Raw genomic sequence first — 12,969 nt, 5'->3', positions numbered from 1 at the left:
GACCCATGCATCTGCGCGACGGCATCCAGACCCATGCGACCGTCAGGCAGCGCTACGACCATCTGGTCCAGAGCGGCGCGGCCGCGCGCGATCCGGCGCAGGAGCGGATCGTCGCCGCGCTCGACCGGCTGATCAACGAAATCGCATCCAAAAGGCTGGCGCAGAAATCGAGCGCGCTGGGCTGGCTGTTCGCGGCCAAGCGGCAGCCGCGCGCGCCGGTCAAGGGCCTCTACATCCACGGCGGCGTCGGTCGCGGCAAGACCATGCTGATGGACATGTTCTTCGAGCTGCTGCCGGTCCGGCGCAAGCGCCGCGTGCATTTCAACGATTTCATGGCCGACGTGCAGGACCGCATCCAGAAGCACCGGCAGGCGCGCAAGGAAGGCACGGTCAAGGAGGACGATCCGATCCCCCCGGTGGCTCGGGCGCTCGCCGACCAGGCCTGGGTGCTGTGCTTCGACGAGTTCTCCGTCACCGACATCGCCGACGCGATGATCCTGTCGCGCCTGTTCTCGGCACTGTTTGCCGGCGGCGTGGTGCTGGTCGCCACCTCCAACGTGGCGCCGGAGAACCTTTATCGCGACGGGCTGAATCGCCAGCTTTTCCTGCCGTTCATTTCGCTGCTTGAGCGCAATGCCGAGGTGATGACGCTGGATGCCGAGAAGGATTACCGGCAGGAAAAGCTCAACCGCCAGCCGGTTTATGTGACGCCGGATGACGCCGCGGCCGATCGCGCGCTGGACGACGCCTGGGAGGCGATGACGAATGGGCAGCCGGCCGGCGAGGTCACACTGACGCTCAAAGGCCGCCATCTCGTCGTACCGCGCGCCGTGGGCGACGCGGCGCGCTTTTCCTTTGCCGACCTCTGCGAAAAGCCGCTCGGCGCGCGCGACTATCTGGCGATCGCCGGCCGCTTCTCGACCGTGTTCATCGACCATGTGCCGGTGCTGGGCGAAGGCAAGCGCAACGAGGCCAAGCGTTTTATCCTCTTGATCGACACGCTCTACGACCACCGCATGCGGCTGGTGATGAGCGCGGCGGCGCCTCCGCAAGGGCTCTACACCGCCAAGCGCGGCAACGAAGTGTTCGAATTCGAGCGCACTGCCTCGCGCCTGGTCGAGATGCAGAGCCGCGACTGGCTGGAGGACTGGGCGGAGCGGCGCGACGAGGCGAGATCGTCGCGGCCGGATGAGCCGCGTGCCGGCCAGGCAGCCCAATGATCGACGACCGGCGGGATCGTGCGGTCGGCGCGCTTGTCGGGCTGGCCGTCGGTGACGCGGTGGGCACCACGCTGGAATTCGTCACGCGCGACAGCCTCCCTCCGATTACGGATATGGTCGGCGGCGGTCCTTTCGGCCTGAAGCCGGGCGAATGGACCGACGACACTTCGATGGCGCTGTGTTTGGCCGATTCCCTGATCGCCAAGGACGGCGCGGTCGTGCCGCGCCATCTTCTGGCTCACTTCGTCAACTGGTGGCGCCATGGGCTGAATTCGGTGACCGGCGCCTGCTTCGATATAGGCATGGCCACGTTCGTTGCGCTGGACGCTTTCGAACGCAACGGCGCCCTCGAAAACAATGCCGACCCCGAATACCAGGCCAACGGCTCGATCATGCGCCTGGCGCCGGTGGTCCTGTGCGCCCGCTCGAGGAGCGATGCGGTCCGGCTTGCGCTGGCGCAGGGTCGTACGACCCACGCTGCGCCGGTACCGCAACGATGCTGCGGGCATCTGGCAGCGTTCCTCTGGGATATGATCGAGACAGGCAGAATACCGGGCGACCTCTCGGCCATGTCGACCCGCCAGCGTGAAGATATTTCGAGCGCCGGCCATGCTCCGGCGACGCTGGATGCCGCGTGCTGGTGCGTGGCGACGACCGACGATTTCAGATCCGCCGTACTGAAGGCAGCCAATCTGGGTGACGATGCAGACACGGTCGGCGCCGTGACCGGCCAGTTGGCCGGTGCGCTTTACGGGTTGTCGCGAATTCCGGCCGACTGGCTGGAAAAACTTGCCTGGCGGGACGACATCGTGGCGCGGGGCGAGAAGCTATGGCTGTTGCGCGGATCGACGGGCTAGAGCCGGTAGACATACATCACAAACGTCTCCGCCGTTCCATGCGGCTCTCGTCTCGCCTCGTAAAGTGCCCGTGCCGGTCCGTTGTCGGGCTCCGTCCCCGCCCAGGCCTCCTCGCAGCGATGCTCGCGGCCGATCTCGAACATGGCGTCGATCATCTGCCTGGCGATGCCTTGCCGCTGGAAAGGCGGCGCGACGCCGACTTCGTCGATGTAAAGCTCGGTCACCTTGTCCGGGTGGCGGTGGATGACGGCGGCGCACTGCGCTACCACGATTTCGTCAATTATCGCCACCATCATGAAATGGCCGGGCGAGGCCAGATAGGCGGCGAGCCGATCCGGCCGCACCGGCTCGTCGAACACCTCGTCGGCCACCCGCATCACAAGGGCGTCATCGCCGGGATGAAGCCTTCGGATTTCGACGTCCATTGTGAATTCTCCTCGGTCGGCTCACAAACTTTGACGTTTACGTAATTCCCGAAGCATCTAACCGATTGAAAACACTGGGCTCAAAATAACCGTTTGAATTTTGCTTCGGCCGGAGGTATTCGGTGCGGCTAATTCTCGCGGTTTCCCCGCATCCTTTCGGCCTCCCCGGCCACGTCACGGTCTCGTCATAGACAAGGGAAAACATCCTCACATGGCACGCAACAAGATAGCGCTCATCGGCTCGGGCATGATCGGCGGCACGCTCGCCCATATGATCGGCCTCAAGGACCTCGGCGACGTGGTGCTGTTCGATATCGCCGAGGGCATTCCGCAGGGCAAGGGCCTCGACATCGCGCAATCCTCGCCGGTCGACGGCTTCGACTCTCGCCTCACCGGCGTCAACGACTATGCCGGCATCGAGGGCGCGGATGTGTGCATCGTCACCGCCGGCGTGCCGCGCAAGCCGGGCATGAGCCGCGACGATCTTCTGGGCATCAACCTCAAGGTCATGGAGCAGGTCGGCGCCGGCCTCAAGAAGTACGCGCCAAAAGCCTTCGTCATCTGCATCACCAACCCGCTCGACGCCATGGTCTGGGCGCTGCAGAAGTTCTCGGGCCTGCCGACCAGCCATGTCGTCGGCATGGCCGGCGTGCTGGACTCGTCGCGTTTCCGCTACTTCCTGGCGGAAGAGTTCAAGGTTTCGGTCGAGGACGTCACCGCTTTCGTGCTCGGCGGCCATGGCGACTCGATGGTGCCGATGATCCGCTATTCGACGGTGGCCGGCATTCCGCTGCCCGACCTCGTCAAGATGGGCTGGACCTCGAAGGAGAAGCTCGATCAGATCGTGCAGCGCACCCGCGATGGCGGCGCCGAAATCGTCGGCCTGCTCAAGACCGGCTCGGCCTATTACGCGCCGGCCGCCTCCGCCATCTCGATGGCCGAAGCCTATCTCAAGGACAAGAAGCGCGTGCTGCCCTGCGCCGCGCACCTGTCGGGCCAGTATGGCGTCAAGGGCACCTATGTCGGCGTCCCGGTGGTGATCGGCGCCGGCGGTGTCGAGCGCGTCATCGAGATCGACCTGTCCAAGGCCGAGCAGAAGATGTTCGATAGCTCGGTCGCGGCGGTTCAGGGCCTGACCGAGGCCTGCACCAAGATCGCCCCGCATCTCGCCGGCAAGTAATCGTCCTCTCCGGAGATCAAGCGCATGAACATCCATGAGTATCAGGCCAAGGCGCTGCTGAAGACCTTCGGCGCGCCGGTGGCAAGCGGCGTTCCGGTGTTCAAGGCAAGCGAGGCGGAAGCCGCGGCAGCAGCGCTGCCCGGCCCGCTCTATGTCGTGAAGAGCCAGATCCATGCCGGCGGCCGCGGCAAGGGCAAGTTCAAGGAACTCGGCCCCGACGCCAAGGGCGGCGTGCGGCTGGCGAAGTCGGCGGCCGAAGTGGTCGCCAACACCAACGAGATGCTCGGCCACACGCTGGTCACCAAGCAGACCGGTCCTGCCGGCAAGCAGGTCAACCGCCTCTATATCGAGGACGGCGCCGACATCGCCCGCGAGCTCTATCTGTCGATCCTGGTCGACCGTTCGGTCGGCCGTATCGCCTTCGTCGTCTCGACCGAAGGCGGCATGGACATCGAGACGGTCGCGCATGACACGCCGGAAAAGATCGTCACCGTCGCCATAGACCCGGAAAAGGGCGTGACGGCCGATGACGTGAGGACGCTCAACGGCGCGCTGAAGCTCGACGGCGATGCGGCCAAGGACGGCGGCACGCTGTTCCCGATCCTCTACAAGGCCTTCGTCGAGAAGGACATGAGCCTGCTCGAGGTCAACCCGCTGATCGTCATGAAGGACGGCCATCTGCGCGTGCTCGACGCAAAGGTGTCGTTCGACAACAACGCATTGTTCCGCCACGCGGACGTGATGGAATTGCGTGACACCACCGAAGAGGACGAGAAGGAGATCGAGGCGTCGAAATACGACCTCGCCTATGTCGCGCTCGACGGCAATATCGGCTGCATGGTCAACGGCGCCGGGCTTGCCATGGCGACGATGGACATCATCAAGCTCTACGGCGCCGAGCCGGCTAACTTCCTCGACGTTGGCGGCGGCGCCTCCAAGGAAAAGGTCACGGCGGCGTTCAAGATCATCACCAAGGATCCGGCGGTCGAAGGCATCCTGATCAACATCTTCGGCGGCATCATGAAATGCGACGTCATCGCCGAAGGCGTGATCGCGGCCGTCAAGGAAGTGGGCCTCAAGGTGCCGTTGGTGGTGCGTCTGGAAGGCACCAATGCCGAGCTCGGCAAGAAGATCATCAATGACAGCGGCCTGAACGTCGTCTCGGCCGACGACCTGGACGACGCGGCCAAGAAGATCGTCAAGGCAGTGAAGGGTTAATCAAGGAGCGTCGAATTGGGTGGCTTCCCAATCCATTGGGAGGAAGAAGTCCAGAGTCTCGATCAGTCGGCCGTATGTCCGTATTCGACCGACGAAATCGAGCAATATCTCTGGTCGTGCCACTATCATTGGATGCTGGATGAAGAGCCGATGCACTACAAGGTGCACGGCGTGGTTGCCGAGCATACAGACGATGGGCGGCGTTTCTGGCTGCACCGGGCGTCGGACGAGGTTGGGCGTGAGTGGTACGTGGTCGTCGGAAGCGGAAGAAGCCCGTTCAAGCCCTCGATGAAGATGAGAGGTTGGATGTACGGCAAGGAGAACGATCTCAACCTGACACCCGACCATTTTTTAAGAGAAGAGATCGGTGAACAGCATGTTGCTGACGCCGGATGACAAAGGGAATGAGCGGATGCCTCCGCGCAAGATAAACCTGGTCGAGGCGGCGGACGCGAAGATCGCCAAGGTCTTCGATCCGCATATCGCCGGCGACGTGAATGACAGTCAGGCGAAGGTCGCCAAGTTCGGCGAGATCTTCGACTGGCACGCGCATGACAATGAGGACGAGGCCTTCCTCGTGCTGCGCGGCAGGATCGCCATCGATTTCCGCGACGGACCGGTCGAGCTCGGCGAGGGCGACTTCATCGTCGTGCCGCGCGGCGTCGAACATCGGCCGCGTTCGCTGACGGCAGAACCTGTCGTGCTGATGTTCGAGCCGGCGACGACCTTGAACACCGGCAATGCCAAGAGTGACCTCACCGTCACCGATCTGAAGCGGCTCTGAGCCATGAACGCCTTCTCCCTCTCGGACGGTCACCAACGCCTGCAGGCGCTGGTCGGCGCGTGGCGCGGCGAGGAAGAGGTCGCGGCCACGCAATGGACCGATGCCGGCACGGCGACTGCCGAAGTGCTGGCCGAGGCGCAGTTCGGCGGCCTGTTCGTGGTGCAACGCTATCGGCAGCGCCGCGACGGCACGGTTTCGTTCGGCGCGCACAATGTGTTCGGCTACGACCAGCAGAACGGCCTCGTCACCATGCATCAGTTCGACTCGATGGGGTTCGTGCCGGCGTCACCCGCCACCGGCATGTGGAACGGCAGCGAGCTTATGCTCGAACGGTCATCGCCTCGCGGCGCCGCCCGCGTTTCGTATGGTTTTGACGGCGCCGATACCTACCGCATGAAACTTCAGTTCAGACCCGCGGGCAGCGATGCCTGGCAAGACATGGTGAGCGGCCTCTACCGGCGCGTCTCGCCTTCCACGATCAACGGTTTTTAGAAAAGGGCCGCGATGTCCATTCTCATCGACAAGAATACCAAGGTGCTGGTGCAGGGTCTGACCGGCAAGACCGGCACGTTCCATACCGAGCAGGCGCTGGCCTATCACGGCACCAAGATGGTGGGGGGCATCCATCCGAAGAAGGGTGGCGAGACCTGGACCGGCTCGAAGGGCGAGACCCTGCCGATCTTCGCCACCGTCGCCGAGGGCAAGGCAAGGACCGGTGCCAACGCCTCGGTCATCTATGTGCCGCCGGCGGGCGCCGGCGAAGCCATCATCGAGGCGATCGAGGCCGAGATCCCGCTGATCGTCTGCATCACCGAAGGCATTCCGGTTATGGACATGGTCAAGGTCAAGGCGCGGCTCGACCGTTCGACCTCGCGGCTGATCGGCCCGAACTGCCCGGGCGTGCTGACGCCCGACGAATGCAAGATCGGCATCATGCCCGGCAACATCTTCCGCAAGGGATCGGTCGGCGTTGTTTCCCGCTCGGGAACGCTTACCTATGAGGCAGTCTTCCAGACCACCAATGTCGGCCTCGGCCAGACCACGGCGGTGGGCATCGGCGGCGACCCGGTCAAGGGCACCGAATTCATCGATGTGCTGGAGATGTTCCTCGCCGACGACGAGACCAAGTCGATCATCATGATCGGCGAGATCGGCGGCTCGGCCGAGGAAGACGCCGCGCAGTTCCTCAAGGACGAAGCCAAGCGCGGCCGCAAGAAACCGATGGCGGGCTTCATCGCCGGGCGCACGGCGCCGGTCGGCCGCACCATGGGCCATGCGGGCGCGGTGATCTCGGGCGGCAAGGGCGGCGCGGAAGACAAGATCGCGGCGATGGAATCGGCCGGGATAAAAGTTTCGCCGTCGCCGGCGCGTCTTGGGACGACGCTGGTCGAGGCGATCAAGGGTTAGTGAATAGTGCGTAGTGAATGGTGAATGGAAAGGACAAGTGAATAGCGGCGCCGTCTCGGGCCATTCACTATTCACCACTCACCATTCACTCCAAGAAGGAGACGGAGCCAGGCTCCGCTGAAACGACATGGCAAGGCAAGATCAGGCCAACGACCAATTCTCGCTCACCTCGTTCCTCTATGGCGGCAATGCCGATTATATCGACGCGCTCTACGCGGCCTATGAAGACAATCCGGCTTCCGTCGATCCGGAGTGGCAGGATTTCTTCGCGGCGCTGAAGGACGACGCGGGCGACGTCCGCAAGAACGCCAAGGGCGCCTCCTGGGCAAAGCCCTCCTGGCCGATGCAGGCCAATGGCGAGCTAGTCTCGGCGCTGGACGGCAATTGGGGCCTGGTCGAAAAGGCGATCGAAAAGAAGGTCAAGGAAAAGGCGGTCGTCAACGGCACCACGCTTTCCGACGCCGACGTGCACCAGGCGACGCGCGACTCCGTGCGCGCCATCATGATGATCCGCGCCTACCGCATGCGCGGCCATCTGCACGCCAATCTCGATCCGCTCGGCATCGCCAAGCCGCTCGAGGATTACAACGAGCTGTCGCCGGAGAATTACGGCTTCACCGAAGCCGACTACGACCGGCCGATCTTCCTCGACAATGTGCTGGGTCTCGAGTTCGGCACCATCCGGCAGATGCTGGACATCCTGACCCGCACCTATTGCTCGACGCTCGGCGTCGAGTTCATGCACATCTCCGACCCGGAAGAGAAGGCGTGGATCCAGGCGCGCATCGAAGGCGCCGACAAGGAGATCACCTTCACCCCCACCGGCAAGAAGGCGATCCTGTCGAAGCTGGTCGAGGCCGAGGGCTTCGAGCAATATATCGACGTCAAGTACAAGGGCACCAAGCGCTTCGGCCTCGACGGCGGTGAATCACTGATCCCGGCGTTGGAGCAGATCGTCAAGCGCGGCGGCCAGCTCGGCCTCAAGGAAATCGTGCTCGGCATGGCGCATCGCGGCCGCCTCAACGTGCTTTCCCAGGTGATGGCGAAGCCGCACCGCGCCATCTTCCACGAATTCAAGGGCGGCTCGGCCGCCCCCGACGAGGTCGAAGGCTCGGGCGACGTGAAGTACCATCTCGGCGCCTCGTCGGACCGCGAGTTCGACGGCAACAAGGTGCACCTGTCGCTGACCGCCAATCCCTCGCATCTGGAAATCGTCGACCCCGTGGTGATGGGCAAGGCGCGCGCCAAGCAGGACCAGTTCGCCGGCCGCGAGCGCGGCGAGGTCGTGCCGCTGTCGGAGCGCGCCAAGGTGATGCCGCTGCTTCTGCATGGCGACGCCGCCTTCGCCGGCCAGGGCGTTATCGCCGAGATCCTCGGCCTTTCGGGCCTGCGCGGCCATCGCGTCGCAGGCACGCTGCACGTCATCATCAACAACCAGATCGGCTTCACCACCAATCCGCGCTTCTCGCGCTCCTCGCCCTATCCGTCGGATGTGGCCAAGATGATCGAGGCGCCGATCTTCCACGTCAACGGCGACGATCCGGAAGCGGTGGTGCATGCGGCGAAGGTCGCGACCGAATTCCGCATGAAGTTCCACAAGCCGGTGGTGGTGGACATGTTCTGCTACCGCCGCTTCGGCCACAATGAAGGCGACGAGCCGGCCTTCACGCAGCCGATCATGTACCGCAACATCCGCACCCATAAGACGGTGGTGCAGGTCTATGCCGACCGGCTGATCGCCGAAGGCCACATCACCCAGGCCGAGGTCGACAAGATGCGGGCCGACTGGCGCGCGCATCTGGAAACCGAATGGGAAGTCGGCCAGAGCTACAAGCCGAACAAGGCCGACTGGCTGGACGGCGCGTGGTCGGGCCTGCGCACCGCCGACAACCAGGACGAACAGCGCCGCGGCAAGACCGCCGTGCCGGTGCGCACGCTGAAGGAGATCGGCAAGAAGCTGACCGAAGTGCCGAAGGATTTCGAGGCGCACAAGACGATCCTGCGCTTCCTCGAGAATCGCCGCCAGGCGATCGAGTCCGGCGAAGGCATCGACTGGTCGACGGCCGAGGCGCTGGCCTTCGGCGCCATCCTGCTCGACGGCAATCCGATCCGGCTTTCCGGCCAGGATTCGGAACGCGGCACCTTCTCGCAGCGCCATTCGGTGCTTTACGACCAGCGCGACGAGACCCGCTACATCCCGCTGAACAACCTGTCGGCGGCGCAGGCCGGCTATGAAGTCATCAACTCGATGCTGTCGGAAGAGGCGGTGCTCGGCTTCGAATATGGCTACAGCCTGGCAGAGCCCAAGGCGCTGACGCTGTGGGAAGCGCAGTTCGGCGATTTCGCCAACGGCGCCCAAGTGGTGTTCGACCAGTTCATCTCGTCGGGCGAGCGCAAGTGGCTGCGCATGTCGGGCCTCGTCTGTCTTTTGCCGCATGGCTATGAAGGCCAGGGGCCGGAACATTCGTCGGCGCGGCTGGAGCGCTTCCTGCAGCTTTGCGCCGAAGACAACATGCAGGTCGCCAACGTCACCACGCCGGCTAACTATTTCCACATCCTGCGCCGACAGCTGAAGCGCGACTTCCGCAAGCCGCTGATCCTGATGACGCCGAAGTCGCTGCTGCGCCACAAGCGGGCGGTGTCGACGCTGCCGGAGATGTCGGGCGAAAGTTCGTTCCACCGCCTGCTGTGGGACGACGCGCAGCTGTTGTCGAACCAGCCGATCAAGCTGGTCAAGGATTCCAAGATCCGCCGCGTCGTGCTGTGCTCGGGCAAGGTCTATTACGATCTCTACGAGGAGCGCGAGAAGCGCGGCATCAACGACATCTATCTGCTGCGCGTCGAGCAGCTCTATCCGTTCCCGGCCAAGGCGCTGATCACCGAGCTGTCACGCTTCCGCAATGCCGAAATGGTGTGGTGCCAGGAAGAGCCCAAGAACATGGGCGCCTGGTCGTTCATCGACCCGTATCTCGAATGGGTGCTGGCGCATATCGACGCCAAGCATCAGCGGGTGCGCTACACGGGACGGCCGGCCTCGGCTTCGCCGGCGACAGGGTTGATGTCGAAGCATCTCAGCCAGCTCGCCGCGTTGCTCGATGACGCGCTTGGTGAGTAGGCAGAGTTGGGCGAATAATCAGACCTGACGAAACAGACCTCGAGAAGACAACGGACAGGCACAATGGCTACCGAAATCCGCGTCCCCACCCTCGGCGAATCCGTCACCGAGGCGACCGTCGGCAAGTGGTTCAAGAAGGTCGGCGACGCGATCGCCGCCGATGAGCCGCTGGTCGAGCTCGAAACCGACAAGGTGACGGTGGAGGTGCCCGCCGCGGGCGCCGGAACGCTCTCCGAGATCACCGTCAAGGAAGGCGAGACGGTCAATGTCGGCGCGCTGCTCGGCTCGATTTCGGCAGGCGGCGCCGCCCCGGCCACCAAGCCGCAGGCGGTGGCGCAGGCGTCCAGCCCGGAAGCTGCTTCCACGGTCAAGCAGGCCGCGGCCGAGACCGCCAAGGTCGCCGGTGACGTCGGCGCCATCGAGCCGCGCTCCATGCCGCCGGCGCCTGCCGCTGCCAAATTGATCGCCGAAAACAATCTCGCGGTCGACCAGCTGTCGGGTTCCGGCAAGCGCGGCCAGGTGCTGAAGGGCGACGTGCTCGATGCCATCGCCAGGGGCGCGCCGTCGCAACCGGCCGAGACGCCGAAGGCCGCACCGGCCCCGATCGTCGCCCGCGCGCCGTCCATGGCCGAGGATGCGCCGCGGGAGGAGCGCGTGCGCATGACCAAGCTGCGCCAGACCATCGCGCGCCGCTTGAAGGAAGCGCAGTCGACCGCCGCCATGCTCACCACCTTCAACGAGGTGGATATGAGCGCGGTGATGGCGCTCAGGTCCAAATACAAGGACGTGTTCGAGAAGAAGCATGGCGTGAAGCTCGGCTTCATGGGCTTCTTCACCAAGGCGGTGACGCATGCGCTGAAGGAGATTCCGGCGGTCAATGCCGAGATCGACGGCACCGACATCATCTACAAGAATTTTGCCCATGTCGGCGTCGCCGTCGGCACCGACAAGGGCCTGGTGGTGCCGGTGGTGCGCGATGCCGACCAGATGTCCATTGCCGAGATCGAGAAGGAGATCGGACGCCTCGGCCTCGCGGCGCGCGACGGCAAGCTTTCGGTCGCCGACATGCAGGGCGGGACGTTCACGATTTCCAATGGCGGCGTCTATGGCTCGCTGATGTCGACGCCGATCCTGAATGCACCACAGTCGGGCATTCTCGGCATGCACAAGATCCAGGACCGGCCGATGGTGGTCGGCGGCCAGATCGTCATCCGTCCGATGATGTATCTAGCGCTGAGCTACGATCACCGTATCGTCGACGGCAAGGAAGCGGTGACCTTCCTGGTGCGCGTCAAGGAAAGCCTGGAGGATCCCGAGCGGCTGGTGCTCGATCTGTGATCGGGCAGCGCGCGCCGTGAGCGGCTGGCTGGAGCACTTAGGGTTCGGGCTGGGCCGGGCGGCGCGAAGCCTGAGGCGGCGGATTGTCCGGCAAAGCATTGTCGTGGTCGGCCTGTCCACCGCCATTCCTTCGCTGGCCGTCGCCGCAGATTGGGACGCGGCAACAGCCAGCAGCAATTTCGGCGTCTTCGCGCTCAGCGACGTGCAATTGGCGGAGCGCAAGATCACCGCTACGCCGATCGGCGAGCTCGAGCTTCCGACGGGCGAGATCATCGCCTGCGATCCGCTGATCACGAACGACGACTGGCCGGCGCTGGCCCGCAGGGTGAAGCCCGGCCGTTATCCGGTCACGCTGTTCGAGGCGCAGGGCCGCGTCGCCGCGGCATTCCTTCGCTTCCGTTCCGGCGTCCCGGTGCGCTGGGAACTCGCCATCCTGCCCGGACAGGATGTTTCGACGCTGAATGGCGACGAAATCTTCGGCTATCCCGTCGATGCCGGCCTGGGCTCGTTCATGGACAAGGCCGCGATGGGCTTGATGATGGCCGCCCAGAACAAGCTCAAACCCGATCAGAACTACTATGACGACGTACTGGCCGACGAGTTCGCGCCCAACCAGGACCGGTTCGTCATGCACCATCCGGACGCCGGCAGCCCCGTCAACATCGCGATGTTCTGGAGCGGCTGGGGCGATGGCTTCTACCCGTCCTTCTGGGGATTGGACGCTGCCGGCGAGCCGGTGGTCCTGATGACCGATTTCGGCGTGCTCGAAAACGCCGACGGCCGCGCAGGCGACCAGGCCAAATGATGACGAATGCCGCCTCGCCCCGGATGGCCGACTCCGCCAAGCCCATCGACCTGTTCGAGCTTGTAACGACAGGCCGGGCGGGGCCTCTCGAACTTGGCAGAAGCAGTCGTGAAACGGTTCGAGGCTTAATCGATCCCGAGGATGTGCGGGCGGATAATCATTTTCGCCACGAGGACACCGAGTCGGCTTGGTGCATCTATGGTCGCAATTGCGAGTTCTTCTTCAGCCCCGATTTTCGTCTGAGATCGATTAGCGTCGAGCCCGTCTTCGGGAGATTGCAGCCGGGTGGAATGATGGCGACCTGGTATGGCCATCTCGACGTCGACGTGGGCCGGCATCCCGTGACCTTCGCTGGCACGAGCCCGATAGAAATACATACCTTGCCCAAGGCATTGCAATTCCTGAACAAGAGCGACTTTAAATGGGCAATCGGCGGCGGTCGCGAGCGCGACGTCTATATCGAGCTGGCGGAGAGTACTCGCGTCCTGACCCTCAAATATGAGGTGAACGCGATTCCGGTCGACGGGAAGGACAATGTCGCGTTCGCGATAGATTATTTTCTTTCGACAATCTTCATCCTCGATCAAGCTGTTCAAGGCGGATAGCGGTGACGATCTGCT

The 12,969-nt window shown here is 63.9% G+C and carries 13 protein-coding genes; 12 read left to right on the top strand and 1 reads right to left on the bottom strand.

Going from position 1 to position 12,969, the window contains the following annotated elements:
- The first annotated feature begins 5 nt into the window (after positions 1-5).
- Positions 6-1,220, top strand: a complete 1,215-nt coding sequence (zapE, locus tag DPM33_RS29760) for a cell division protein ZapE (RefSeq protein ID WP_112100956.1) — start codon at positions 6-8, stop codon at positions 1,218-1,220.
- Positions 1,217-2,077 carry an ADP-ribosylglycohydrolase family protein gene (locus DPM33_RS29755; protein WP_112100955.1) on the top strand — a complete coding sequence of 287 codons (861 nt, stop codon included), beginning with the start codon at positions 1,217-1,219 and terminating at the stop codon, positions 2,075-2,077. The genes zapE and DPM33_RS29755 overlap by 4 nt, the downstream gene beginning before the upstream one ends.
- Here the strand turns inward: DPM33_RS29755 and DPM33_RS29750 are convergent.
- Positions 2,074-2,502, bottom strand: coding sequence for a GNAT family N-acetyltransferase (locus DPM33_RS29750; protein WP_112100954.1), 429 nt, complete (start codon positions 2,500-2,502; stop codon positions 2,074-2,076). The two genes, DPM33_RS29755 and DPM33_RS29750, sit on opposite strands and share 4 nt — an antisense overlap.
- 211 nt (positions 2,503-2,713) lie before the next feature.
- Here DPM33_RS29750 and mdh point away from each other — a divergent pair, with 211 nt between their 5' ends.
- The 10 genes from mdh to DPM33_RS29700 all read left to right on the top strand — a co-directional run bounded on the left by mdh (position 2,714) and on the right by DPM33_RS29700 (position 12,954).
- Entirely contained in the window at positions 2,714-3,682 is a 969-nt protein-coding gene (mdh, locus tag DPM33_RS29745; RefSeq protein ID WP_112100953.1) for a malate dehydrogenase, read from the top strand.
- Positions 3,683-3,706: 24 nt separating this feature from the next.
- A complete protein-coding gene (sucC, locus tag DPM33_RS29740; protein WP_112100952.1) occupies positions 3,707-4,900 on the top strand; it encodes an ADP-forming succinate--CoA ligase subunit beta in 1,194 nt (397 codons plus the stop codon).
- Between the two features lie 15 nt (positions 4,901-4,915).
- The gene (locus tag DPM33_RS29735; protein WP_112100951.1) at positions 4,916-5,296 is read left to right on the top strand and encodes a hypothetical protein; all 381 of its coding nucleotides are present in this window, start codon (positions 4,916-4,918) and stop codon (positions 5,294-5,296) included.
- Positions 5,297-5,312: 16 nt separating this feature from the next.
- Positions 5,313-5,684 carry a cupin domain-containing protein gene (locus DPM33_RS29730; RefSeq protein WP_112101017.1) on the top strand — a complete coding sequence of 124 codons (372 nt, stop codon included), beginning with the start codon at positions 5,313-5,315 and terminating at the stop codon, positions 5,682-5,684.
- Positions 5,685-5,687: 3 nt separating this feature from the next.
- A complete protein-coding gene (locus tag DPM33_RS29725; protein WP_112100950.1) occupies positions 5,688-6,176 on the top strand; it encodes a DUF1579 family protein in 489 nt (162 codons plus the stop codon).
- Positions 6,177-6,188: 12 nt separating this feature from the next.
- Positions 6,189-7,091, top strand: a complete 903-nt coding sequence (gene sucD, locus DPM33_RS29720) for a succinate--CoA ligase subunit alpha (RefSeq protein ID WP_112100949.1) — start codon at positions 6,189-6,191, stop codon at positions 7,089-7,091.
- Between the two features lie 127 nt (positions 7,092-7,218).
- Positions 7,219-10,206, top strand: coding sequence for a 2-oxoglutarate dehydrogenase E1 component (locus DPM33_RS29715; RefSeq protein ID WP_112100948.1), 2,988 nt, complete (start codon positions 7,219-7,221; stop codon positions 10,204-10,206).
- Positions 10,207-10,269: 63 nt separating this feature from the next.
- Complete coding sequence (gene odhB / locus DPM33_RS29710; RefSeq protein WP_112100947.1) at positions 10,270-11,544, top strand: 2-oxoglutarate dehydrogenase complex dihydrolipoyllysine-residue succinyltransferase; 1,275 nt, start codon at positions 10,270-10,272, stop codon at positions 11,542-11,544.
- Positions 11,545-11,614: 70 nt separating this feature from the next.
- Positions 11,615-12,349 (top strand): DUF4241 domain-containing protein, encoded by a 735-nt coding sequence (locus tag DPM33_RS29705; RefSeq protein ID WP_112101016.1) that lies wholly within the window; start codon positions 11,615-11,617, stop codon positions 12,347-12,349.
- Positions 12,346-12,954 (top strand): hypothetical protein, encoded by a 609-nt coding sequence (locus DPM33_RS29700; protein ID WP_245442464.1) that lies wholly within the window; start codon positions 12,346-12,348, stop codon positions 12,952-12,954. Before DPM33_RS29705 ends, DPM33_RS29700 begins: the two co-directional genes overlap by 4 nt.
- Positions 12,955-12,969: the final 15 nt, after the last annotated feature.

Source organism: Mesorhizobium hawassense (assembly GCF_003289945.1).
GTDB classification, from domain to species: Bacteria; Pseudomonadota; Alphaproteobacteria; order Rhizobiales; family Rhizobiaceae; genus Mesorhizobium; species Mesorhizobium hawassense.
Note: the sequence above shows the minus strand (reverse complement) of the source record. Positions and strands in the feature narration are given on the sequence as shown.